24 protein-coding genes are annotated in these 22,904 nt (G+C 66.2%); 14 read left to right on the forward strand and 10 right to left on the reverse strand.

All coding sequences use genetic code 11. The features are described 5' to 3' along the window. The first annotated feature begins 32 nt into the window (after positions 1 to 32). Positions 33 to 1,208 carry a PPE domain-containing protein gene (locus CH278_RS04680; RefSeq protein ID WP_094621301.1) on the forward strand — a complete coding sequence of 392 codons (1,176 nt, stop codon included), beginning with the start codon at positions 33 to 35 and terminating at the stop codon, positions 1,206 to 1,208. Further along, complete coding sequence (locus CH278_RS04685; protein WP_094621302.1) at positions 1,205 to 2,053, forward strand: ESX secretion-associated protein EspG; 849 nt, start codon at positions 1,205 to 1,207, stop codon at positions 2,051 to 2,053. Before CH278_RS04680 ends, CH278_RS04685 begins: the two co-directional genes overlap by 4 nt. On the opposite strand, the gene CH278_RS04690 is transcribed toward CH278_RS04685, so the two are convergent. The 3 genes from CH278_RS04690 to CH278_RS04700 are packed head-to-tail and all read right to left on the reverse strand — an operon-like array spanning position 2,046 to position 4,372. Next, positions 2,046 to 2,711 (reverse strand): histidine phosphatase family protein, encoded by a 666-nt coding sequence (locus CH278_RS04690; protein WP_032374193.1) that lies wholly within the window; start codon positions 2,709 to 2,711, stop codon positions 2,046 to 2,048. The genes CH278_RS04685 and CH278_RS04690 overlap by 8 nt on opposite strands. Then, positions 2,708 to 3,640, reverse strand: coding sequence for a prephenate dehydratase (gene pheA, locus CH278_RS04695; protein WP_094621303.1), 933 nt, complete (start codon positions 3,638 to 3,640; stop codon positions 2,708 to 2,710). The genes CH278_RS04690 and pheA overlap by 4 nt, the downstream gene beginning before the upstream one ends. A 9-nt stretch (positions 3,641 to 3,649) precedes the next feature. Beyond that, entirely contained in the window at positions 3,650 to 4,372 is a 723-nt protein-coding gene (locus tag CH278_RS04700; protein WP_032388112.1) for a hypothetical protein, read from the reverse strand. Between the two features lie 124 nt (positions 4,373 to 4,496). Between CH278_RS04700 and CH278_RS04705 the strand changes: the two genes are divergently transcribed. The 5 genes from CH278_RS04705 (at position 4,497) to CH278_RS04725 (ending at position 8,895) form a co-directional block, all read left to right on the forward strand. Then, on the forward strand, positions 4,497 to 5,267 hold the full coding sequence (locus CH278_RS04705) for a DUF2470 domain-containing protein (protein WP_027494847.1): 771 nt from the start codon (positions 4,497 to 4,499) through the stop codon (positions 5,265 to 5,267). Between the two features lie 35 nt (positions 5,268 to 5,302). After that, entirely contained in the window at positions 5,303 to 6,112 is an 810-nt protein-coding gene (locus CH278_RS04710) for a CPBP family intramembrane glutamic endopeptidase (RefSeq protein WP_032385340.1), read from the forward strand. Positions 6,113 to 6,401: 289 nt separating this feature from the next. After that, complete coding sequence (locus CH278_RS04715) at positions 6,402 to 7,652, forward strand: LCP family protein (RefSeq protein ID WP_256991761.1); 1,251 nt, start codon at positions 6,402 to 6,404, stop codon at positions 7,650 to 7,652. 30 nt (positions 7,653 to 7,682) lie between these two features. Next, entirely contained in the window at positions 7,683 to 8,228 is a 546-nt protein-coding gene (locus CH278_RS04720) for a ferritin (protein WP_094621304.1), read from the forward strand. 112 nt (positions 8,229 to 8,340) lie between these two features. Continuing rightward, on the forward strand, positions 8,341 to 8,895 hold the full coding sequence (locus CH278_RS04725) for a ferritin (RefSeq protein WP_027494851.1): 555 nt from the start codon (positions 8,341 to 8,343) through the stop codon (positions 8,893 to 8,895). Between the two features lie 156 nt (positions 8,896 to 9,051). Here CH278_RS04725 and CH278_RS04730 read toward each other — a convergent pair whose 3' ends face one another. Genes CH278_RS04730 through CH278_RS04745 form a run of 4 tightly spaced genes read right to left on the reverse strand, consistent with a single transcriptional unit; the run spans position 9,052 to position 12,186 of the window. Then, a complete protein-coding gene (locus CH278_RS04730) occupies positions 9,052 to 9,963 on the reverse strand; it encodes a DUF5926 family protein (protein ID WP_032401101.1) in 912 nt (303 codons plus the stop codon). A gap of 10 nt (positions 9,964 to 9,973) precedes the next feature. Next, positions 9,974 to 10,747, reverse strand: coding sequence for a glycerophosphodiester phosphodiesterase (locus tag CH278_RS04735; protein ID WP_032388116.1), 774 nt, complete (start codon positions 10,745 to 10,747; stop codon positions 9,974 to 9,976). After that, positions 10,744 to 11,835: a DUF4328 domain-containing protein gene (locus CH278_RS04740; protein ID WP_052060674.1), complete on the reverse strand. Its 1,092-nt coding sequence runs from the start codon at positions 11,833 to 11,835 to the stop codon at positions 10,744 to 10,746. The genes CH278_RS04735 and CH278_RS04740 overlap by 4 nt, the downstream gene beginning before the upstream one ends. Beyond that, positions 11,836 to 12,186 carry a rhodanese-like domain-containing protein gene (locus CH278_RS04745; RefSeq protein ID WP_027494854.1) on the reverse strand — a complete coding sequence of 117 codons (351 nt, stop codon included), beginning with the start codon at positions 12,184 to 12,186 and terminating at the stop codon, positions 11,836 to 11,838. A gap of 278 nt (positions 12,187 to 12,464) precedes the next feature. Between CH278_RS04745 and CH278_RS04750 the strand changes: the two genes are divergently transcribed. Next, a complete protein-coding gene (locus CH278_RS04750; protein ID WP_032382012.1) occupies positions 12,465 to 13,409 on the forward strand; it encodes an LLM class F420-dependent oxidoreductase in 945 nt (314 codons plus the stop codon). 285 nt (positions 13,410 to 13,694) lie between these two features. On the opposite strand, the gene CH278_RS04755 is transcribed toward CH278_RS04750, so the two are convergent. Then, complete coding sequence (locus tag CH278_RS04755; RefSeq protein ID WP_094621336.1) at positions 13,695 to 14,756, reverse strand: acyltransferase family protein; 1,062 nt, start codon at positions 14,754 to 14,756, stop codon at positions 13,695 to 13,697. A gap of 337 nt (positions 14,757 to 15,093) precedes the next feature. On the opposite strand from CH278_RS04755, the gene CH278_RS04760 reads away from it, so the two are divergent. Further along, positions 15,094 to 15,717, forward strand: coding sequence for a superoxide dismutase (locus CH278_RS04760; RefSeq protein ID WP_019667073.1), 624 nt, complete (start codon positions 15,094 to 15,096; stop codon positions 15,715 to 15,717). Positions 15,718 to 15,796: 79 nt separating this feature from the next. Here the strand turns inward: CH278_RS04760 and CH278_RS04765 are convergent, their stop codons facing one another. Both CH278_RS04765 and CH278_RS04770 read right to left on the reverse strand, forming a co-directional pair. Continuing rightward, the gene (locus CH278_RS04765; RefSeq protein ID WP_094621305.1) at positions 15,797 to 16,717 is read right to left on the reverse strand and encodes a sucrase ferredoxin; all 921 of its coding nucleotides are present in this window, start codon (positions 16,715 to 16,717) and stop codon (positions 15,797 to 15,799) included. 1 nt (position 16,718) lies between these two features. Further along, positions 16,719 to 17,666 (reverse strand): ABC transporter substrate-binding protein, encoded by a 948-nt coding sequence (locus CH278_RS04770; RefSeq protein ID WP_162182883.1) that lies wholly within the window; start codon positions 17,664 to 17,666, stop codon positions 16,719 to 16,721. Between the two features lie 157 nt (positions 17,667 to 17,823). On the opposite strand from CH278_RS04770, the gene CH278_RS04775 reads away from it, so the two are divergent. The 5 genes from CH278_RS04775 to CH278_RS04795 all read left to right on the forward strand — a co-directional run bounded on the left by CH278_RS04775 (position 17,824) and on the right by CH278_RS04795 (position 22,866). Beyond that, complete coding sequence (locus tag CH278_RS04775) at positions 17,824 to 18,351, forward strand: hypothetical protein (protein ID WP_027494858.1); 528 nt, start codon at positions 17,824 to 17,826, stop codon at positions 18,349 to 18,351. A gap of 206 nt (positions 18,352 to 18,557) precedes the next feature. Then, complete coding sequence (locus tag CH278_RS04780; RefSeq protein WP_032371715.1) at positions 18,558 to 19,265, forward strand: TMEM165/GDT1 family protein; 708 nt, start codon at positions 18,558 to 18,560, stop codon at positions 19,263 to 19,265. Between the two features lie 846 nt (positions 19,266 to 20,111). After that, positions 20,112 to 20,480: an ATP-binding protein gene (locus CH278_RS28190; protein ID WP_370878758.1), complete on the forward strand. Its 369-nt coding sequence runs from the start codon at positions 20,112 to 20,114 to the stop codon at positions 20,478 to 20,480. Continuing rightward, the gene (locus CH278_RS04790; protein WP_045841519.1) at positions 20,477 to 21,493 is read left to right on the forward strand and encodes a hypothetical protein; all 1,017 of its coding nucleotides are present in this window, start codon (positions 20,477 to 20,479) and stop codon (positions 21,491 to 21,493) included. Before CH278_RS28190 ends, CH278_RS04790 begins: the two co-directional genes overlap by 4 nt. A 605-nt stretch (positions 21,494 to 22,098) precedes the next feature. After that, on the forward strand, positions 22,099 to 22,866 hold the full coding sequence (locus CH278_RS04795) for an SDR family NAD(P)-dependent oxidoreductase (protein ID WP_027494862.1): 768 nt from the start codon (positions 22,099 to 22,101) through the stop codon (positions 22,864 to 22,866). The last annotated feature ends 38 nt before the right edge of the window (positions 22,867 to 22,904 follow it).

Below are 22,904 nucleotides of genomic sequence, written 5' to 3' on the forward strand. Positions count from 1 at the left end.
CACGGGGGCTCGAACATCATGGGGGCTGGACAATGACGCTCGGTGTGACAGGTGTGGTCTGGCTACCACGAACTGCGACAGGAAATTCGACGCGACTGTTGGGGCCCGGACCGGTGCCTCTACATGTCGCAGGCGGGGCCTGGGGTTCGGTGGCCGCGGCCTTCACCGAGGCCTCGGTGAGCATCGCCGCGATCACGACAGCCCTGACCGCGGGCTGGGAGGGTGAGTCGGCCCTCCTCGCGCAGGCAGCCCTCGCCCGGTTCGCCACGTGGACCGGAGCCACCGCACTGAAGGCGGCGGCACTGTCGATCGAAGCCCCCGCCGCAGGAACCTCCTACGGCGTCGCACTGGCCACCATGCCGTCGCTCGTCGAGATCGGTGCCGTGCAAGCTGCCAAGGTGACGGCTGCGTCGACCGGCGGTGCACTGAACGGAAGTTACGAGGCAGCCGAGGTCGCAGATCGATTGCTCGACATCCGCGCAGCCATGGTCATGGAGGGATTCGAGCTGGTCTCCTCGCACCTGATCGCGAAGACGACGTTCGATCATGCGCCCGCCATCGTGTCCGAGTCCGGCAGTGGTCTCGGCAAATTCGCCAACGGTGCGCTGATGACGTCCCCCGTTCAGGCTGCGGTCGGCGGTCTGATGGCCGCGACGCAGAACCCAGGCGTCGCAGCCGCAGCCGGGCAGCTCGGCAGTGCCGCCACCTCGATCGCCGGAACAGGCGTGTCCACGGTGGCCACCGCGGCATCGAACCTGGTCTCGACGCCGCCGCCGAGTGGACCCGGATCCGGCATCGGCCACTCCTTCGCACCCGGTGGTTCGGCATCTCTCGCCGTCGGGCCGGCGTCCACCCGTCCGGTGGCATACGGCGGACTGGGCGGAAGCAGCGGCAGCATCGGCGGCGGGCTGGGAATGCCCGGTTCGGCGTCGAGTCCCCTCGGCGGTGGATCGGCACTCACGGGTGCAGTCCAGAGCAGTCCTGCCACTACGGTCGGCGCACCGACCGCAGCCGAGGGTGGTCTCGCTCAGCGCGGAACCGGTGCCGGTGCTGCGCCCGTATCGGGCACACGGGCGCAGGACGACGACGAACACGACACCCCGGAATACCTCAAACAGTTCGAGCATTTCGCCGACGGCCGCACGGTGGGACCGTCGGTCATCGGAGCAGACCCAGCCCTCGACAACATCAGTGAGAACGGCCGGTGATCGACTTGGGAACCGTGCCGGTGGGCCACACACTGCCGAGTGCCGCACTCGGTGTCGACGAGATGGATTTCCTGGTCGACGAACTCTCGATTGCCGAACTACCCGTCGTGCTCGACGTCTTTCCACGCTTCGACGACGCGACAGCCCGCGACCGTGCTGTCGACCGCGGCCGTCAGGCCCTCGCGGCGGCAGGGCTGTGGGATGGCTCCGCGGTCCACGAGGACGTTCGCCACTGGCTGCGGGTCATGGAACAACCCCGCTGGTACGTCTCGGCGCGACAATTCGAGGGCGACACCGTTCCTGTGACTCGGATCTGCATCGCATCCGACGACACCATCGCGGTGTCGGCGGTACGGCGAGAGAACATCGTCACCCTGCGCGTCATCGCCGGGGATCCGGCTCGCGACCTCGTCTCGTCGCTGGGATCGGCACCGCCGTTCGATCCCGGCAGCATCAACGCGCCCACCGACCTGCTGGCCGAGGCACTGGACGCGGCACCGTCCGACGTGGGCGGCACCGCTTCCCGTCTGCGTAGCATCGGAATCGCCGACGACCGGGCCCTCACTCTGGCCTCGGCGATGGCCACGTGCGCGGGCAGGACCGAGATCACGGCCGTGACCCGCAGGCACGGGACTCGGCGCGGGGCCGGGCGTCCGGTGGCCCTGTTCGACACCCGCGCCGGACGAATCGTCGCCACCTCCACTGTCGCCGCGGACGGTCGTTCGTGGAGCTCGTTGACCGGCGCGTCGGATCACCGGGTGACCGCGGCTCTGACAGAGCTGATCTCGTCGGCCAAGGACCCAGCGACCACGAACCCAGCGATCGGCAATCCAGCGATCAGCTGATCGGGTTGTCTGCCTTGTCGCTGCCCTTGCCCTCGAACGGCGGCAGGAACGTGCCCCACTTGGCGCATGCCCAGCCACCGTCGGGTAGCGGCAACAGCTCGATTGTCTGGGTGTTGTCGAGATGGTTGTCTGCGGCGAAGGTGCCGTCGACACCGGTGAGGGCCGCCGCGACCAGTCGAATTGCGGCCCCGTGGCTCACGACGACGACGTCTCCGGCGGTGTCGTCACCCAGGTACTGTCCACGCAGCTCGTCGAGCACCGGGACGTAGCGCGCCAACACTGCGCGCCCGCTCTCGCCGCCCGGCGCGGCTGCATCCAGATCTCCGGTATGCCACCGGTAGAAGATTTCGGTGAACAGTCGGTGCGCCTCGGGATCGTCTCGATCTTCCAGTTCTCCGGCGGACGTCTCCTGGATACCGTCGGTCACGACGAGGGGCACTCCGGTGCCGCGCTCGACGTAGCCCGCAGTCTGCTTGGCGCGCAGAGCAATCGACGAGACCAACACGGCGGGAGGATTACCCAACCGTGTCTGCGCGTACGCCTCGGCTTGCCGGTGACCCAGCTCGGTGAGTTCGGCTCCCGGCGGCGCTGTGTCCAGCTTCTTCGCGACGTTGGAGACGGTCTGCCCGTGCCGAACGAGAATGAGCTTGCCCATCACAGATCACCCCGACCGAAACGGATTTCGGACAACCACTGCACGTGCTCGTCGATCGGTTGCGGCACCGAACCTCCCGATGTCGTTGCTGTGGGCCATGATCCGAGGAAACGTAGTGGCATCTTCCGGTGGAACGCGGTCAGCGCCTCGGCGACGAGGGGATCGTCCACATGCCCGGCGCAATCGACGAAGAACATGTAGGTGCCCAATTGCGAACGGGTAGGGCGTGATTCGATGAACGTCAGATCGATGTTGCGAATTCCGAACTCCGCCAACGCTGCCGGCAGCGTACCCGGGTCGTTCGGCGGCTTCAGCACCACCGAGGTGCGGTCGGCACCGGTGCGGGCGGGCACCGGCTGCGGCGGAGTCACCAGCACGAAGCGGGTGCGCGCACCCTCGACGTCGATGATGCCGTCGGCCAACGTCGGCAATGAGAGCCGCTCCCCGGCCAAGCGTGTCGAGACGGCGGCGTCGACCACGCCGGCGGCAACATCTTCTGCTGCACCGGCATTCGAGGTCGCGGACTGCACGACGGCGTCGGGCATCGTGGCCTGCAACCACTGCCGGACCTGGCTGAGGGCGATGGGGTACGCGCTGATCGTGCGGGCCGAGTCGAGAGTGACACCGGGTCCGCCGACGATGGTGAACGCGACCTCGATCTCCGTCTCGGCGACGATCTGCAATCGCCGTCCTTCGGACAATGCGTCGAGCGTCGGCGGCACGGCCCCCTCGATGGAACTTTCGATGGGAACCACTGCGGCGTCGGCGGCACCGGATCGAACGGCCTCGAGCGCCGCGGGCGGGCTCGCGGCCGACACCCTCTGGACGTCCCCGCTCAGGCCGACCCCATCGAATGCGCCGAGCGTTTCGAATTGCGCCAGCGCCATCTCCGTGAACGTTCCCGATGGGCCGAAGTAAGCGATGCGAGGCACGTCTCGAGGTTACGTTGTCGACGTCCCCGAAGCGATCAAACCGACGTCGACCAGCCGGGCGCGGGCGGCGACGGCGTCGGCGATCTCGACCCCCAGCAGTACCTCCCGCACGGCCTCGGCGGCCTCGGGTATGAGCTTGCGCAGAGCGTCGACATTCGGCGCGGCCAGAGCCGACGCGATGTCGTCTCCGCGCAGCGATGCCACCGTCGCCGCGAGGATCGCGATCACCTCGTCTCCGGTGTCGGCGCGGGCGACCAGACCGACATCGGCATGCGAGACGACGGCGAGCACGTCGGCGATACGCCGCGCCGTGTCGCCGACACCGATGCCGGGGGTCCGATGAGCGGCAACGATGGTCTCCGCGGTCTCGGCCACGTCGATCGCGTCGAACACCGGGAAGACGACGAGGGGCGAGGGCAGCCGTAACCCGAGCGCGTCGGCGAGATGCTCGGGGACCGCGTCGACCTCGAATCGAACGGCTTCGTAGTTGCCTGCGCTCGAGGCCCGGAGCTCGTCCGGGTCGATGTCGAGTCGCACGACGATGCGCCCGAGGTTCTCGGTGGGCGGCAGCGTCAGCAGGGTCGAGGCCAGCACGACGGGCGGGCCGTACTCGGCGGCGCGTGGAGCAGCCTGCACGGCAGGGGCATCGGCGCAGAACGGCTGCAGCAGTCCGGCGACGAGCGCGTTCGGATCTGGTCGGTGCGGCACACCGAGGGTCAACGGAATCGGCACGTCTTCACGGTAGTCCCAGCTTGCCCTTGCGATACCCGCCACATCCGGCTAACTTAGGGGCACGTTACTTAGGTATGCCTCACCTACTGGCCATTCAACTGTACCGATCGCATCGGAGGAGCCCATGCTCGGCGCAACCACCACCACCGGACCGTCCACCGCCGAGCGCGTACGCAGCGCCTGCATGCGCGCCGAGGGTGCAGCTCTCGTGATCGACGGCAGCGACCCCGTCGTGACGTCCCTGCACCACCTGCGCCCCAACGGCGAGATGATTCTGGCGGTCCCCACCGATTCCCTCGACGACGCGATCAGGTGGCAGTCCTCCCGCGCCGGCGTTCCTGCCGTCGTCGAGCTCACCGATCACGCACCTCTCGCATTGCGCGAACCGGTGCGGTCACTGGTGTGGCTGCGCGGAGAATTGCGCCCGGTGCCGGAATCGCTGATGCGCCCGATGGCCGGCGCGGTGGCCGCCGAGCATCCCCACGCGGCACTGCTCGACGTCGGCCACACCACCTCCCTGGTGCGTCTGATCGTCGGCTCCGCAGTGGTGGCGGACAGCACCGGAGCCGAGCCGGTCGACGTCGACTCGCTGCTGGCAGCCGAGCCCGATCCGTTCTGGGAGATGGAAACGAGCTGGCTCGAGCACCTCGACTCCGATCATCCCGACCTCCTCGCGCAACTGTCCCGACGCCTCCCACCGTCGCTGCGGCAGGGACGCGTGCGTCCGCTGGGCATCGACCGCTACGGCATTCGTCTGCGTATCGAGGGCGAGTGCGGCGACAACGACGTCCGGTTGGGCTTCGCCGCGCCCGTCGACGACACGATCTCCCTGAGCCGGGCCCTCCGGGTCCTCGCCGGTTGCCCGTTCCTCAACGGTCTGCGCGCCCGGGGCTGACGCCGCCGCGAGGCACAACAGGGCACACTCGTGCCGTGATCGACTTCAGGAATTGGTTGACGCCACCGCCGCCGGAGAGCGCCGCTCCACCGCCTGATGCTCGCGAACGCACGACCATCAAGGTCGAGATCGCGATCGTGCTGCTGGTGACGTTCGGCCTCAGTGGCATGAGCAGCATTCTCTCGCTGGTCGAGGATGCCCTGCAGACCGCAGCGCTGTCCGATCAGACGGTCGCCCTGAACTCCTCGCGATCGAGCTTCAGCGTCATCGACCTGCTGTTCCAGCTGCTGAGCATCCTGCGCCTGTGCGCGTGGGGAGCATTGGGGCTGTACCTGCTGTGGCGAGCAGATCTGGCACCGCGTGCGATCGGACTGGCGAAACCGCGCCTGAAGATCGATCTCGGCCACGGCGTCGGGCTCGCGGCACTCATCGGGCTGCCGGGTCTCGCGCTCTACCTGGTCGGCAACGCCCTGGGATTCAATCTGAACGTCGTCCCCAGCGCGCTCGACGACCACTGGTGGCGAGTGCCCGCCCTGATTCTGTATGCGCTGGCCAACTCCGGTGCCGAGGAGATCATCGTCGTCGCCTACCTGATCTCTCGACTCCGCCGACTCGGCTTGAGCGAGAACAAGTCCTTGCTGTGCTCCTCGCTGCTGCGCGGGAGTTATCACTTCTATCAGGGGGTGGGCGGCGGCGTCGGCAACTTCCTGATGGGTCTGGTGTTCGGCCGATACTGGCAGCGCACCGGGAGGCTGTGGCCACTACTGATCGCGCACGCACTCATCGACATCGTCGCGTTCGTCGGTTACGCCCTGCTGCGCGAACACCTGGCGTGGTTGCCCTGATGGGTACAGTCGATTCGTGAACGACGACGATCGCTACGGACGGCACGGCGCGCCGAATCGGCGTACCCCGCCGCCGAGCCAGCCGCCGCCACCGCGTCGACCACCCGGCCAGCAGCCCCCTCCCCCGCCTCGGCGCGCCGGTGGGGCCCCTGGACAGCCACCGCCGCCACCACGTCAGTACCGACCCGGTCCGCCGCCGGTTCCGAACCCCCGTCGGTACAACCCGGAACCTCCCGCGGAGCGAGGGACCCCTCGCCGTCCGGGGCCCGCACCCGAGGGCACCGAATTCATCAGGCGCGACGGCCGCCCGGCCGCTCCCCGCCACGGTGCCCCGGTCCCACCGCAACAGGCGTGGTCGCAGGCACCCGAACCCGGCCCTGCCGGTTCCATTCCACCGAACTCGACGCGCCAGTACTCCCGCGCTGCCGAGGACGAGGCCGGGCGCACCGGGTACGCACCGCGCCAACAGCCGGAACCGTACGTCGACGAGCGCAGGCAGCCACCGGCTTCTCCGCAGCGCGCCTTACGACGACCGGAACCAGCTCGGCCACAACGCGATTCACGTCCCCCCAAGGTTGCGAAGCCGCGCAAGCGTCGGCGCTGGGGCCGTCGCTTCCTGATCGTCCTGCTCGTCCTCGTTCTGGGCATCGGCGGCATCGTCTACTACGTCGACAGTTCGCTCACGCGAGTCGACGCCCTGACCTCGTACCCCGGCAGGATCGGCGACACCCCGGGCACCAATTGGCTTCTCGTCGGATCGGATTCACGAGCCGGCCTGACGCCGGAGCAGGAAGCATCTCTCGCGACCGGCGGCGAAGTGGGCCCCAGCCGCACCGACACCATCATCATGATCCACATCCCCGAGGGCGGCGGGGCGACGACGATGGTCAGCCTGCCCCGCGATTCGTACGTGCCGATTCCGGGTAACGGCGAGGACAAGCTGAACGCGGCGTTCGCATTCGGCGGGCCGTCCCTGTTGGTGCAGACGGTCGAGGGCGCGACGGGTGTACACATCGATCACTACGCCGAGATCGGCTTCGGTGGTTTCGCCGGAATCGTCGACGCCGTCGGCGGGGTCAACGTGTGTGTGCAGAACGCGATCGACGATCCGTTGGCGGGCATCAACATTCCCGCGGGCTGTCAGGATCTCGACGGTTCCGAGGCACTCGGCTTCGTGCGATCCCGCGCGACCGCATTGGCCGACCTCGACCGGATGAACAACCAGCGGGCCTTCATGTCCGCTCTGCTCGACAAGGCAACCAGCGCTTCCACTTTCCTCAATCCTTTGAAACTCTGGCCGTTGGTGTCCGATACCGCGTCGTCGTTGAGTGTCGACGACGGAGACCACATCTGGAACCTGGCCGGGTTGGCCTGGGCGATGCGAGGTGGGCCGGTGACGACGACCGTGCCGGTCGGCGGCTTCCAGGACTCCGATGTCGGCAACGTCCTCGTGTGGGACGACACCAGGGCACCGGCATTCTTCGACGCCATCGCTCAGGATCGGGAAATTCCGGCAGATCTGCTGACCGGCGGCCCCTGACGGGGGCGTGCGGCCGGTACGTTGTGGATCATGACATTGCCGTCGCATGAGTCCGCCACCTCGTTTCACGATCTACTGCGCGCCCAGGTTCGGTACGAGTTCACCGCCTCGCAGCAGTACGTCGCGATCGCGATCTGGTTCGACCGCAACGATCTTCCGCAGTTGGCGCACCGCTTCTACGCCCAGTCGGCCGAAGAGCGTCGGCACGCCATGATGATGATTCGGTTCCTCATCGACAACCGACTCGAGGTGGACGCGTCGGGCATCGACGACGTGGTGACCGCGTTCGATTCGGTCGCCGAACCGGTGGAGTTGGCGTTGGCGCAGGAGGTGGCGGTCACCGATCGGGTCACCGCGCTCGCACAGGCGGCCAGAGCCGAGGGCGATTACATCGGGGAGCAATTCATGCACTGGTTCCTCACCGAACAGGTCGAGGAAGTAGCCGCGATGCAGAGCCTGCTCAACATCGTGCGGCGAGCAGGTTCGGATCTGTTCGACATCGAGCAGTACGTGGCTCGCGAGCTCGGCTCGGTGACCCGCGCCACCAACGCACCCAAAGAGGCCGGAAGCGCGTAACTAACGCCCTGCTCAGAGGGGACATTTAGGATTCACTGTATTAGGCTACGTTCGCCTCAATAAGGCTCGACTTGGATGACAATGCCCTCTGACCAGGCATATTGTCCTCACCATGAGCGCAGACATCAAAGAAACGAACCACACCAAGTTCCACGCACTTCTTCGCGACCAGATCCGCAACGAGTTCAATGCCTCGCAGCAGTACATCGCCACCGCCGTCTACTTCGCGAATGTCGACCTGCCGCAGCTGGCCAAGCACTTCTACGCGCAGTCGGTCGAAGAGCGTAACCACGCGATGATGATCGTCCAGTACTTCCTCGATCGCGACATCACCGTCGAACTGACCGGTGTCGACGCGTCGAAGTCCGTGTTCACCGACCCGCGTGAGGCCATCGCCCTCGCATTGGCACAGGAGGAGACGGTCACCGAGCAGATCATCGCTCTGGCGAGCACCGCCCGCGAAGAGGGCGACTACCTCGGCGAGCAGTTCATGCAGTGGTTCCTCAAGGAGCAGGTCGAGGAAGTTGCCAGCATGAAGACCTTGCTCAACATCGCAGACCGCGCCGGCCACAACCTGTTCGACCTCGAGCAGTTCGTTGCCCGCGAGATGAACACCAGCGTCGTCGCCGATGCAGGCGCACCCACCGTCGCCGGCGGATCGCTGTAATTTCGCTCCACGCGACACGCATCGACGAGTAACGCGAGAGATCTCGCGCTCATACGGGTGGTCGTCGGACAAGCAGCCCTTGTCCGACGGCCACCCGACGTGCGTTTCGGTGCACCAACTTTCGGGCCGCCGCACCTCTCGGTTGGGCTCGACTGCTCAGCGCAGGGTGACCTGACGGCCACGAAGGCCGTCCCGCGAACGCAGCTGCGCTCCCGTGAGCGGGGCGTCGACGGCAAGAGCCTCGTTCAGCTTCTCCCCGAATTCCTTTGTCGGAGCAGCCCATTCGGTGGGATGCATCTCCGGATCGAGATCGAACACCGGCACCAGCAACCCGTGCGTACGGAACGAGCCTGCGTACCGCGAGCCCTCACCGAGATTCAGGTCTCCGGCAGCGTGCAACCGTGCGAGGGCGAGCATGACGTCGTCCTCGCTCTCCGGGCGAACCCACCGGATGTGCGCCTTGTCGCCGGCATCGACCCACCATGCTGCAACGACGCCGTCCGCCTCGATCCGCGCCGAGGGCATGATCGCCTGATTCGCGCGCTCCACGGTTGCGGCCACATCGGCTGCGGGAGTGGCACTTTCCGGGATCCACCAATTGAAATCCTGATGCACGGTGATCTCGAGGAGTGCGGACGGGTCGAGGACATCGGTCAATGCGGGGGTGTTCTCGTCCACCTTCGAAGCTTCGAGCGACTCACCTGCGGGAGCGGCGGCGACCCAGCCCAACGCGCTACTGATATCTGCTGCAACGTCTTTCGACTGCAACTGCACCTGCAGGCCGACGAATCCTTCTACAGTGCCCGCCTCTTCGCGTACCAGAGCGGCGACGGCTCCCGGCAATACCGTTGCCAGAGTGACGGTGCGGCCGCCGGACGTGATCGGCGCGGTGGCGGTGGCCGAAGGCACGAATTCGCGCAGCGCCACCAGGTCGCATTCTGCGGCCAGGCCCTCGAACGGCCGCGTCGTCCCCGACTCGAGGCTGGCGCGCTCGGCCTCACGCTGCGCGAGCTTGGCCGCCCGGTTGCTGTCCTGCTTCGGTCCGCTGTTTCTTTTGCTCTTACCCACGCCAGAAAACCTACACGTTCTTCGATTCCAGCCAGGCGCGCGTTCGTCCGGGATGGTTGGTCGCGATCCACCCGACACCGAGTTCGCGGCACAGGTCCACGTCCTCTTTCTCGTCGACCGTCCACACGTAACTGGCACGGCCCGACGCGGCTGCTCGATCGACGAGCGTCGGGTGCTCACGCAACGCCCGGATCGACGGACCGACCGCGGTGGCACCGACGGTCGTCGCTGCTCCGCCGCCCAGATAGTGCGAGCTGTCGCCGAGGAGGACCGTCGGAAGCATCGGTGCCGAGCGGCGCACTCGCCACACGGCCGAGGGCGCGAAAGACATGATGACCGCCCGCGAATGATCCGCCGAGGCAGGCGCTCCGATGCCGAAGTGGTGCAGCTCGGCCAGCACCGAGGCCTCGATCAGCGAGCCGAAGCGCACCGGATGCTTGGTTTCGATGAAGAGCTTGACCGGCTTGCTGGTCCAATCCAGAATCAGCGCGATCAGGTCGTGCAGCGTCAGAAGTTCGGCGGGTTCGTCAGCATCGCCGTAGTTCAACCGGGCGAGCTCGTCGAAGGTCATCTCGCTGACGATTCCGGTGCCGTTCGAGGTTCGGTCGACGCGGCGGTCGTGCACGCACACGATGCGGCCGTCCTTCGTGAGCCGGACGTCGCATTCGACGCCGTCCGCTCCCTCCCGCAACGCGAGATCGTAGGCGGCGAGCGTGTGTTCCTTCTTCGCCGCAGATGCTCCTCGGTGCGCGACGACCAAAGGGCCGCGTCGGTCCGGGCTCACGAGACCGTCACCGCCCGGTCGTCCTTCTCGGCCCCGGAGTCCGCACGAGCTGCGTCGGCCGGCTCGGTCTCGGTCTCGGCCTGCTCGGTCTCGGACTGCGTGGCCTCGGACTGCGTGGTCTTTCGCTCGACGCTGGGTGCGATGACCCAGCGGGTGGGACGAGACAGCGCCGAACCGCGCAGGGTGCGGCCCTCGAGTCGGCGCATGACGGCCAGGGTCAGCACCGCGGAAACTGCGGCCACGAGCGCCACGACGGCGGCGAGCAGAACGCCGTCGGCGCGGGCTTGCAGTGTGTTGCGCAGACTCCACAGCACCTGCACGACGACCAGCGCGTTGCTCGTCGCCCAGACGGCCCACCAGATCCGGATCAAGGTGAGCTGGCGGTAGACGTCGCCGTCGGCTTCGGCTCGGAGGCGGACGATCTCCGTCAGGTACACCCCGGGCATGACGATCCGAACAAGAGGCAGCATCGAGAGCAGCAGCATCCATCGCACCGACCGCGGCTCGGTCGCACCGACCGATGCGTAGGCCAGCCGGCGTTGCCGAATCAGCCAGCAGGACGTCGTGATCAGCGCGAGCAGACCGACGATGAGCGCGCCGACCTGTGCGAAATAGACCAGCGCATCGGAAATTGCCAGCGTGATCGGCGACAGCAATCGGGTGCGGTTGTACAGCAGAATTCCGTAGCGAAACAACTCGGCGAACGCCGCCAGCCCGAGCAGCAGCGCCGTGATCCAGACGAACGTCTGCGCGTTGGCTGCGTACTGCTCGACGCGCCCGGCGGGCTTGAGTGCTGCGGGGTCGCGTGGGGTGTCGCGCAGCCCCCAGGTGGGCGTCGAGTCGTAACGCGGAGTGGGGGTCGGTGCCGCGACCCGGGCGAGACCGACGGCCTTGTTCTTCGACGACGCAGGCCGCGCAATCCAACGAAAATTGCGGCGGCCCTGTGCCGGTGCCCGAGCGGACACCGGCGAGAGCAGCACGCCGTGGCAGCGGGGGCACCACGTACCCGGCCGTGCGCCGACCGCCCAGCGAGTGCTGCAGCGGGCGCAGACCTGGAACGCCTGTGCGCGCCCCTGCGGTGCCGACATCTAGATGATTCTCGCTTCGTCCGAATCGTCGTCGCGCTGGATCGGCCTACCGGCGGCATGCCAGTCGAGCATCCCGCCCTCGACGTTGATGGCCTCGTAGCCCACGCGATTGAGGTATTCGACGACCCGAGCCGAGCGCCCGCCGGCTTTGCAGACGACGTAGATCTCGGACTGGTTGTCGATTTCGCCTGCTCTGGACGGAATGTCGCCCATCGGGATGTGCACGGCACCGGGTGCATGTCCGGCCTGCCACTCGTCGTCTTCTCGGACGTCGAGCAGCACTGCCGCTTCCGGGAACGGCACCGGAAGGCGGTCTACGGTGACGGCGGGTGACTGCTCGGGGTGAGACACCTCTCGATCTTGTCACGGGTGCGATCGCGACTGCCACTCGTGCCCGCCTGACGATGGATGGCCCCAGCTATGACCTACGTCACTTTGGCTCAACAAAGTTATCCACAATATCCACAGGTTGATGCACAGAATCGGGGCCCGTGCCGGTTTCTATCCACAGGTCACGGCCTCACAACTGATTGCCGGTGTATCGAGTACCAACGAAGGCTGTGGATCGATCGTGATTTGACACAGCTGTTGTCTGCGGTCGTTTATCCAAGCTGATTACCCTGGCAAACATGACTTCTCACTCCTCGGTCGAGCTACGCGTCTTCACCGAACCGCAACAGGGCGCAACCTACGACGACCTCCTCCGGGTCGCCACAGCCGCGGAGGAATTCGGCTACGGTGCCTTCTTCCGATCCGACCATTACCTCGCGATGAGCGGCGACGGGTTGCCCGGCCCCACCGACGCGTGGATCACCCTGGCCGGCCTGGCCCGTGAGACGTCGACCATCCGGCTCGGCACGCTCGTCACCTCCGCCACATTCCGCTACCCCGGCCCACTCGCCATCAGCGTCGCGCAGGTCGACGCCATGAGCGGTGGCCGCGTCGACCTGGGGTTGGGTGCCGGCTGGTTCGAGGACGAGCACAAGGCGTACGGCCTGCCGTTCCCGGCGCTCGGTGAACGCTTCGACCGACTGGAAGAGTCCCTCGCCGTCATCACCGGGTTGTGGGAAACACCGACCGGCGAGACGTTCTCGCACCCGGGAACCCACTACCCCGTCACCGATTCCCCCGCCCTCCCCAAGCCCGTCCAATCGCCGCGTCCACCCATCCTCATCGGCGGCGGAGGCAAGAAGCGCACCCCGGCCCTGGCCGCGAAATACGCGGATGAATTCAACATCCCCTTCGCCTCGCTGGCCGACACCGAAACGCAGTTCGGACGCGTCCGCGCCGCCTGCACTGCCGCCGACCGTGACCCCGATTCCCTCGTCTACTCCAACGCACTCGTCCTGTGCTGCGGCCGCACCGAAGAGGACATCGCCCGACGCGCGGCCGCCATCGGCCGCGACGTATCCGAACTCCGCGAGAACGGGGCCGCGGGAAGTCCCGCCGAACTGGTCGACAAAATCGGCCGCTTCGGGGCCATCGGCGCGACTCGCGTGTACCTGCAGACCCTCGACCTCACCGATCTCGATCACCTCGAACTGGTCGCCTCCGAGGTCATCCCGCAGCTCTGATCTCCCCCGCCCCCCCATCCGCCCCAGTCCACTCAACGTGACATTGACCCCCGAAAAGGCCACCAAATGTCACATTGACTACCCAGCAGGGGCGAGTAGCCGGCGAGGCCGACACCCGGGTGATGTCGGTCGACCGCAGATGTCGGGTCGGCGGGAGATCGAGCGCAGTCGTGCCACCCCAGTCCACTCAACGTGACATTCACCCCCGAAAAGGCCACCAAATGTCACATTGACTACCCAGCGGGGGTGACTACCCAGCGGGGGTCACTACCCAGCGGGCTGGGGTCAAGCGGCAGATCGGGTGCGTAGTTGTCGGTATCGCGTGCTGATATGTCGTGCTGCGGGCAGTTCGATCCAGCGGTAGAGGATTTCGGCGAGTGCGGCGGTGCCGGTCAAGAAGGCCAGGACGGCGGCGGTGGGTCCGAAGTGCGGTTCCACGGCTGCGTAGATGCGGTAGAGCACAAGTGTGTGGATCAGGTAGATGGCGTAGCTGCGGGTGCCGATCCAGCCGATGATGGGCCAGCGGGTGATGGGTCCGTCGTATCGGGCGAGGATCAGCACGGTGCCGGTGACGACGAGCAGTGACCACAGGTAGGTCTCGCCCATCCAGAAGGTGTGGACGTCGATGGCGAGGCGGATCACTTCGATTTGTGCGACGACGCCGATGACGATCCAGCGCCAGGTGACGAGTTTCGCCCAGCCGAGGTAGAAGATCTGGCCGAGGAACAGGGTGGGCAGTACTCCGGCGACTTTGGTGAGGAACGGGATGGTGTACGGCTGCGGCAGGTAAAGGTTCCAGAGGATCACCAGTGTGCAGAGTGCAGCTCCGATGAGGGGCACGGTGATCGGGCTTGCTCGGAGCGCCGAGCGCATTGCGACGCAGTAGAGGTAGAACACGATCTGTACGACGAGTGTCCAGGTGACGCCCAGTACGGCGACCTCGGGTCGGAGGAAGAAGCCGCCGAGGAAGAAGCTGAGTACGGCCTCTCCGTTGCTGATTCCGGGTTGTCCGCTGAACATGCCGTTGACGCCGAGTTTGACGAGTACGACGGCCAGGGCGATGGCGAACCAGAGGGCGGGCACGAGTCGGGCGAGGCGCGCGACCATGAAGTCCCGACGCGATTGCCGCATGGCGGATCGGGTGATGAGCAACCCGGTGAGCAGCATGAACATGCTCACGCCCACGAAGGAGAGGTGGAGGTTGAGGCCTACGTCGTCGATGAGGACGAGGTTGACGATGTCGAGCATCCACCAGTCGCCGCCGACGTCGTCGAGCAGGTAGAACGAGATGTGCGAGTAGAGGACGGCGCAGACGGCGATGACGCGCAGGAGATCGGCACCGTTCATCTGGACGCGGGGCGCGGTCACGGCCGGTGCGGGGGCGGACTCGTCGACCGAATTTCGGTTCGGACGGTCCCCTTTCACACCCTCGAGTTTAGGTTCCGTTCATGGTGTGGACCAATTCGGCGCTGTTACGCAACTATTTCGTGACAATCGCAGGTTTTCGCAGCCCAGGAATTCGACTGTCTTGTTCACGTGGATTTATTCCGAGAAAAGCATCTCGGTTACAACGGTTGCACAAGGGGTAGGAATGAGATTGGGTTGAACCCTACGAAAGATCCGCAGTAGGACGAACGTGCCCGCATCACGCGATGGGCACGGCGTCGTTAGAGAAGGGAACCACGTGTCCGAGTACACCTTGCCCGACCTTGATTTCGATTACTCCGCCCTCGAGCCGCACATCTCGGGCGAGATCAACGAGCTCCACCACTCCAAGCATCACGCCACCTACGTCGCCGGTGCCAACACCGCGCTCGAGAAGCTGGCTGCAGCCCGCGAGGCCGAGGATCACGGCAGCATCTTCCTGCTGGAGAAGAACCTCGCGTTCCACCTCGGTGGACACGTCAACCACTCCATCTGGTGGAAGAACCTCTCGCCCAACGGTGGCGACAAGCCCGAAGGCGAACTCGGTGCCGCGATCGACGACCAGTTCGGTTCGTTCGACAAGTTCCGCGCACAGTTCACCGCTGCTGCCAACGGCCTGCAGGGCTCCGGCTGGGCAGTGCTCGGCTACGACTCGCTGGGCAAGAAGCTCCTCACCTTCCAGCTCTACGATCAGCAGGCCAACGTGCCGCTGGGCATCATTCCGCTGCTGCAGGTCGACATGTGGGAGCACGCGTTCTACCTGCAGTACAAGAACGTCAAGGCCGATTACGTGAAGGCGTTCTGGAACGTCGTCAACTGGGCCGACGTCCAGGCTCGTTTCGAGGCCGCCACGTCGAAGACCCCGGGCCTGATCTTCCCGTAGGTTTCGAGATTGCCGCACGACGCGCAATCGCAGACAGGGCCACCGCGTTCGACGCGGTGGCCCTGTCGCATTTCGAAGGTCACGCCCTCCCGGCGGCGGGCACCGACCCGATGGTTGCGACGCCGTGGTCCGGTCTCGCGACGTCCTCGGAACGGCAGGTCGTTCGGCGCGGGGGCTCGGGATCGGGTGTCACGTGTACCTGCACGCTTCCCGACGTCGTCACCACCACAACATCCGACGCGACGCCGGACGACGTGACATCGGACGGGTGGACGTCGTCGATTCCGGTGAGCCCGTATTCGGTTCGTACTGCGTGTTCGGCGATCTGGGCGACGGTGTCGTCGGTGCAGCGGCCTCGGTAGTGGCGCAGCGTGAGATGCCCGCGATCGTGGTCGCCCACGACGGCCTGCGCGTTGGTCGGTTCGAGGTTGCCGTAGTAGCTGCCGTCCGGCAGGGCCACCATGCCCGCTGCGTATCGATCCCCGCCCAGGTGCGTCGATTCCCATACCCGCCCGCTGCGTCCGGCGAGGGCCGCCGCCACCGGCCGACCGAGCACCGCGCAGCACGGATCCTTCTTTCCGTGCGTGCAGACGAGGTAGAGCCGCTGGTCGACGCGAGTCCCGATACCAGGTGGGGTGCCCGCCGCAGCGGCTTCGAGCGGTAGTTCGAGTATCTGCTCGACGGTGTCGACCGTGTATTTCTCCAGCCATGGGCCGCGGCGACCCGAGTGCGCGAGAAACACCTGTCGCGTCTCGGTGGGTTCACGCCTGCCGTGCGTTTCTCGCACCAGTTGCGGGCGTATCCCGACGGCCTTGCAGCGACGCGAGAGTTCGGTGCCGATTCGACCCAGCGGCCCGTCCGGCCCCCACGGTTCGCGCCCCCACGGGCCTCGGTGCTCGATCAACACCCAGCCGTGTGCCCGTGCAGCTGTCCCGCGAAGCGATTCGTCGTTCTCGCGCGCCACTGCAGCGCAGCCGACCCAACGTTCGGATGCCGGCACGTCAGCCCCCGATTTCGGTCGCGGTCTCGACCAGGGCCTGGGCGGTCAGCACGTTGCCGAAGAGAAAATCCTTGGACGGAAGCTCGGTCACCCGAGCTCCGAGACCGGTGAAGAGCGGGTTCTGCCGCAGTTGCGCCACGGCGTCCTCCGTCCCGGCATCGGTGAGCAGAAGGATGTCGTCGGCCGCCAGCACGTCGATCAGTTCCGGGCTGACGTCGACCGTCTGCACCGCGTCGGATCCGCGATCCTGCTGTGCGGGCGCGCGGTAGCCGAGATCGGCCAGGACGGCGTAAGGAAACGATCCGTCCTGCGTCATGTACCGCAACGAGTCGGTGCGCACTCGCGCGACGGTCAACGTGCTGTTTTCCCGAGGTGAGCGTGACTCGGATTCGTCGACCGCCTGCCGATAGTCGGCCAGCAAACCGTCGGCGATCTCCTGCCGATCGAAGATTCCCGCCAGCTGCTGCAAGGTGTTCTGCCACGAGGCCGGGGTGTATTCCACGACGACGGTCGGCGCGATCGGGGCGACCCGCTCGTACAGCGCTCGGTTGTCCTCACCCGTCGTTCGCATGACGATCAGGTCCGGTGCGGCGGCCGTCAGAGCCTCGATGTCGACGTCGGCGTCGACGGATCCGATGTCGATCGGTTCGGTGGTGAGCCGATCCCGGACGACGGGTGCGTAGTCACCGGTGAGCGGCGGCTTCACTGCCGCGACGGGTTGGATGCCCAACGCGACGACGGCTTCCAACGTGCGGTCGCCGTCGAGCACGGCCACGCGCTGTGGATCGACGGGAACACTCGTCTCATCGAACGCATGCTGCACGGTGCGAACCTCGCCGCCGGTCTCGCCCGGGGTCGATTCTTCCCGACTGCATGCGGCGACACTCAGGAATAGCGCAACGGACAGCAACGAGACGACGGTTCGCCGGGCGGATCCTCTGTTTTTCACCGCAGCAGCGTATCGGCTGCCGAGCCGCAGTGGGCCGGCTACGTTTTCGGCTGGCACTCTCCCCATCTTGTGTGCCAGCCGTTTTCGGGTCATTCTTCTCCTTACCCAACGTCGTGTACCCGGCTTCTGCCTCGTACCTGTCTGGGAGGGATGCGCAATGGACGATCGAGATCTCATCGGTGTCTCACCTTTTCACGCCGCCGGTCTACTGCGCGGGTTCGTGATCTCCGGTCGTTGGCCGGACACCACCAAGGAGTGGGCTCAATTCCTGGCGCTGGCCGTCCGGGTCGCGTCGATGCCGGGTCTGTTGGCGACGTCGACGGTGTTCGGGGTGCGGGAGGAGCTGCCCGAGGATCCGGAGCCGGGGACGGTCGGCCTGGTGTTGGCCGAGGGACCGGTGATCGGAGATTTCGCGTTGGCTCCCGGGCGGTTCTCGGACCATCAGCCGGCCGCGTTGCTGATGCTGCATCCACCGTCGGAGACGACGCCCTCTCTGCCGGAGTGCGCGGGCGCGGCGTCGGGTTGTGTTCTGCTGCCCGGTCTTCCGCATCTGGGCCTCGATCACCGGGCCGCGTGGGTGGAGGCAGAATCCGACGGCACCGTGACGTCGATGATCAGTCGGGTCGGCCTCGATCCGATCAGCGATCCCGACACCGCAGTTTTGGCGATGCTCCTCGCATCCTGACCGCTCCCCGTACACGATTTTTCGGGTCCCCAAACTTATTGGCGCATTGGACAATTGGAGAAACGGCACTTAAAGTCGTCTGCAGCGAAGGGGAGTAGCCCCCAATCAACGTGTCGACATACTGGTCGTTTTCCACGACCCGGCACCTGAACCGGTACTTCCGGTGGGCGAGACCTTCGGTCCGTTCGACGACCGAGGAGTCTGCTGTGCTGTCCGCTCTACTGTTGAGTTTCGCTGTCATTTTCGTGGCCGAGCTGGGTGACAAATCCCAGCTGATGGCCATGACGTTCGCCTTGCGCTACAAGTGGTACGTCGTCATCGGCGGAATCACCGTGGCCACGACCGTCGTGCATCTGGTCTCGGTCGCCGTCGGCCATTTCCTCGGTGTGTCCATCCCCACCGAAGCCATCTCGATCGTCGGCGGGCTCGCGTTCGTCGTGTTCGGTCTGTGGACCCTGCGCGGAGATTCGTTGTCCGACGACGAGGGTGCCAAGGCGTCGCGAGTCACCAAGTCGGCCTTCCTGGCCATCGCGTCCGCGTTCTTCCTCGCCGAACTGGGCGACAAGACGATGCTGGCCACCGTCACTCTGGCCGCCGACAACGACTGGGTCGGAGTGTGGATCGGCTCGACGGTGGGCATGGTCGCCGCCGACGCCCTCGCTATCGTGCTGGGTGCCGTTCTCGGAAAGCACTTGCCGGAACGCATAATTCAGTACGGTGCGGCCATTCTGTTCTTCGTCTTCGGCGCGGTCCTGTTCTTCGAGGGACTGATGCCGGGTACGTCGGCACCGTACGTGGCGGCCGCAGTCGTGGTGGCGATCTCGGCCCTCGTCGTCGCCGCTGCGTTCGTCCGACGCTCCCGCAGCGACGCACCGCAGGAAGTGGAGAAGCGCAGCACCACCGAAGACGTCTGACCTTGGTTTACACTCCTCGCGGAGGGGTGAATGAACGACAACCTGCAGGCGACGGGTAGCGACGCGGCACACCGTTCGACCGATCGGCTCATCAGGATCTTCGGCCGGTTCGTCGGTACCGGCTACGCGGCGTATCTACTGCTGCTCGTTCCCGACATCGCGCGCAGCAGCGTCACGGTCCCCGGGTGGTGGACCCCGGCCGCCGTGATCGTCGTGTTCGGTACCGGTCTCGCGTTCGGAGCCTTCACCTTTCACCCGAGCATCAGGGTCAGCCAGGTTGCGGGTTCGATCGCAGCGTTGGCGTTCCCGGTCATGGCCCTGCTGTGGTGGGTGGCCTGGGACGGGACCACCTTCGATCGGAGCGGAATGTTCCTGTCCGCATTCCCCGGCCTGGCCTCACTCGCGGCCGCGACCGTATGGCGACCCATCCCGGCATTCGTGCACACGGCCGTCTCGGTGGTGATCGTGCAACTGATCAATCAAGCTGTGCGAGAGCCGTTTCCTCGCAGCAACATCATCGCCGAAATATTCTTCGGGCTGATGTTCTGCACGGTGTTCGTCGCGGCGACTCTGGCCGCACTGCGTACCGGTCGCATTCTCGACGCCACCATCAGCGCCACCCACGGCGATGCCGCACGGGCGGCTGCGGCGAATGCACGCGAAGTCGAACGGGAACGGTTCGACGCCCTCATCCACGACGAGGTCATGTCGTCACTGCTGGCGGTCGCTCGCCAGGGCCGCACTGCCAGCCTGGCCCGTCAAGCACGTTCGGCATTGGCCCATCTGGACGGACTACACACCGACACTGCGACACACGATTTCACCGCCGACGACACGATCGCTCTGATGCGGGCCTCCGCATCGACAGTCGACGAGTCGATCGATTTCAGGGTCCGCGAGGACCCCGCCGATTCCTCGGCGAACTACCCTGCCGATGCGGTCCGGTCGATCGCGGGCGCACTAGCAGAAGCACTGCGCAACAGCGTCGTTCACGCTCAGGCGTCGACCAGATCGGTGACGGTCTCGCTGGCCCCGTCGGCAATGCGAGTCATCGTGCGAGACAACGGTATCGGCTTCGATCGACGCTCGGTGCCTCCGCACCGACTCGGCGTCGCCGTCAGCATCGAGGGGCGGATGCGTCAGCTCGACGGTGGTTCGGCCGAGATCGACACCTCCCGCCGCGGAACCACTGTGCGATTGAGCTGGGCGCGATGAACGGCGAGGATGTTCGCGACCTGCTGTCGATGAAGTCGGGGGCCGCGTACGCCGTCGCCGGCTTCTACATCCTCGCGTGCGCCGTGTGTGCGTCGGCGACGCTGAAGGGTATGTCCGCGGTGTGGCCGCCGTTCGTCTCGGTGCTGGTGTTCTCGGCCGCGGTTATCCTGCTGCTCAGAGCGCCGGGGGATCCACTGAGCCCACGGTCCACGGCGTTGCTCACGGTGTCCGGGCCGGTGGCCGCGTCGTTCGTCTTCGCCGTGGTGCCGGTGCCGCTGACCGGCAGTCTGCAGTCCTGGCCTCTGGGTATGTCCGTCGTGATCTACACGTTCATGTGTGTCCGTGGCCGCACGCCGGCCGCGTGGTTCGGACTCGCGCTCACCATGTCTGTCGTCGTCGGTTGGGCAGCCTGGACGGGTCAAGGCGCACTGTTCGGATTGTCGTTCAGCGCCATCAATATTGCTCCGTTGTTGATGGCGACGTTCTTCGCCTTCACCATCCGACCCCTCGGTGCAGCGATCTTCGAGCTCCGTGAACAATCCACCATCCGCATCGCCGCCCAGGCCGCCGCTGCGGCGGTACTCGAAGAACGTGACGCCCGCCTGGCCAGTCTCGATACGCTCGCCCGTCCGCTCCTGCAGCGCATCGCGGACGGCCCCGATCTCACCGACGAGGAAGTCCTGGCGTGCCGACTCCTCGAAGCCGAGCTCCGCGACACCCTGCGGGCCCGCGGGCTCGTACTGCCCGAGTTGGCCAGGGCGGCACGCTCGGCTCGCGCCCGCGGCGTCGAGGTCACGATGCTCGACGACCGAAGCCCCACAGCATTGAGCGAGAAGGTCCGCAACGACATCGCGGCGGGGGCGTCGAGCAGTCTGGACGGTGCCGTGACGGGATCGGTGACGGTTCGCTTGCTGCCTCCGGGCAGACCGGCCGCGGCGACGATCCTGCTCGACGACCTCGGTGACGGCGCTCAGCGAGTCGAATACGACGACTCCGGCCGCATTCTGCCCTGATCGGCGGGCACGGGAGGGAGGTTCCGTCCTGCCTGGTGTGGGGCCGGAGCCGACCATCATCGGCCGCCGTCCTACTACTCCTGGCCGGATGCGGTTTCGTCGAGGCAGGCCCGTCGCAGCCGACCGAGGCGATAACGTTGGCTGCATGTGATGGAACGACCAAGATTCAGTGTCAACGGGGCACGGGCTCCCGTCGGGATGCAAGGAGTTGGCGATCAATGTTCCGATCGGGACAAGGTGGGTCTTCTTCTGGTCGGCACTGACGCTGCTGTGGGCCGTTGTGTCCGTGAGTCGAACTCAGGACGGTGAGTTTTCGATCTGGTCCTGGGTGGCTACTTGTTTGTTTGCTGCGGCCGCAATCCTGACCGGGCTTCGTACATTTCGCCGCAGAAGTGACGACGAGCATGGACTCACGAATCCGTAGGGAGTATCACCGTCACTCGAAGGGCGGTAGGCCGACCGACCCCTCGATGCGGGAGAGTCGGGTGCGGGAGAGCGGGGTGCCTGGGAGTGGGGTGAGGTCCCCCGCCGGTTATGGTGCAGAACACAGCGTGGTCGCTGCCTGTGCCGCGACCCGACACCGCTAACGAAGGGGATCGTACGACGTGGAGATTTCAGGAACAGCAGCGCTCGTCACCGGTGGCGCGTCGGGCCTCGGAGCAGCAACCGCAGCACGTCTGGCAGGCGCGGGCGTCACGGTGTTCGGTCTCGATCTGCCGCAGTCCATCGAGCGCGCCGGAGACAGTGTCCCGGACGGCGTGACCCTCATTCCCGCCGACGTCACCAGTGAGGCCGAGGTCGAGGCGGCGCTGGACACCATCGTCGAGTCCGGTGTGCCGCTGCGCATCGTCGTCAACTGTGCAGGCGTGGGCTGGGCGGGTCGCATCCTGTCCAAGAAGGGACCGCACGATCTCGAGCTGTTCCGCACGGTCATCACCATCAACCTGCTCGGCACGTTCAACGTGATGCGGCTGGCCGCCAACCGCATTCAGTCGCAGTCCACCGTCGACGACGCCGGCCAGCGCGGCGTTGTCATCAACACCGCATCGGTCGCCGCATTCGAGGGTCAGATCGGCCAGATCGCCTACACCGCCTCCAAGGGCGGCGTGCACGCGATGACCATCACCGCGGCCCGTGACCTGGCCCAGGTCGGCATCCGCGTGAACACCATCGCCCCCGGCATCGTCGACACCCCGATGCTCGCCGGTGTCACCGAGGAATACCGTCAGGGCCTCGAGGCGTCCGTGCCCTTCCCGTCGCGTCTCGCGCAGCCCAGCGAGTACGCCCAGCTGGTGCAGATGATCGCCGAGCACGACTATCTCAACGGCGAAACGATCCGCATGGACGGCGCGATCCGGATGGCACCGCGCTAGAAGTCCTTTCGCGTGTGGCCCCGACTTCTCGGGCGCGG

Source organism: Rhodococcus sp. 05-2254-5 (assembly GCF_002258575.1).
GTDB classification, from domain to species: Bacteria; Actinomycetota; Actinomycetes; order Mycobacteriales; family Mycobacteriaceae; genus Rhodococcoides; species Rhodococcoides fascians.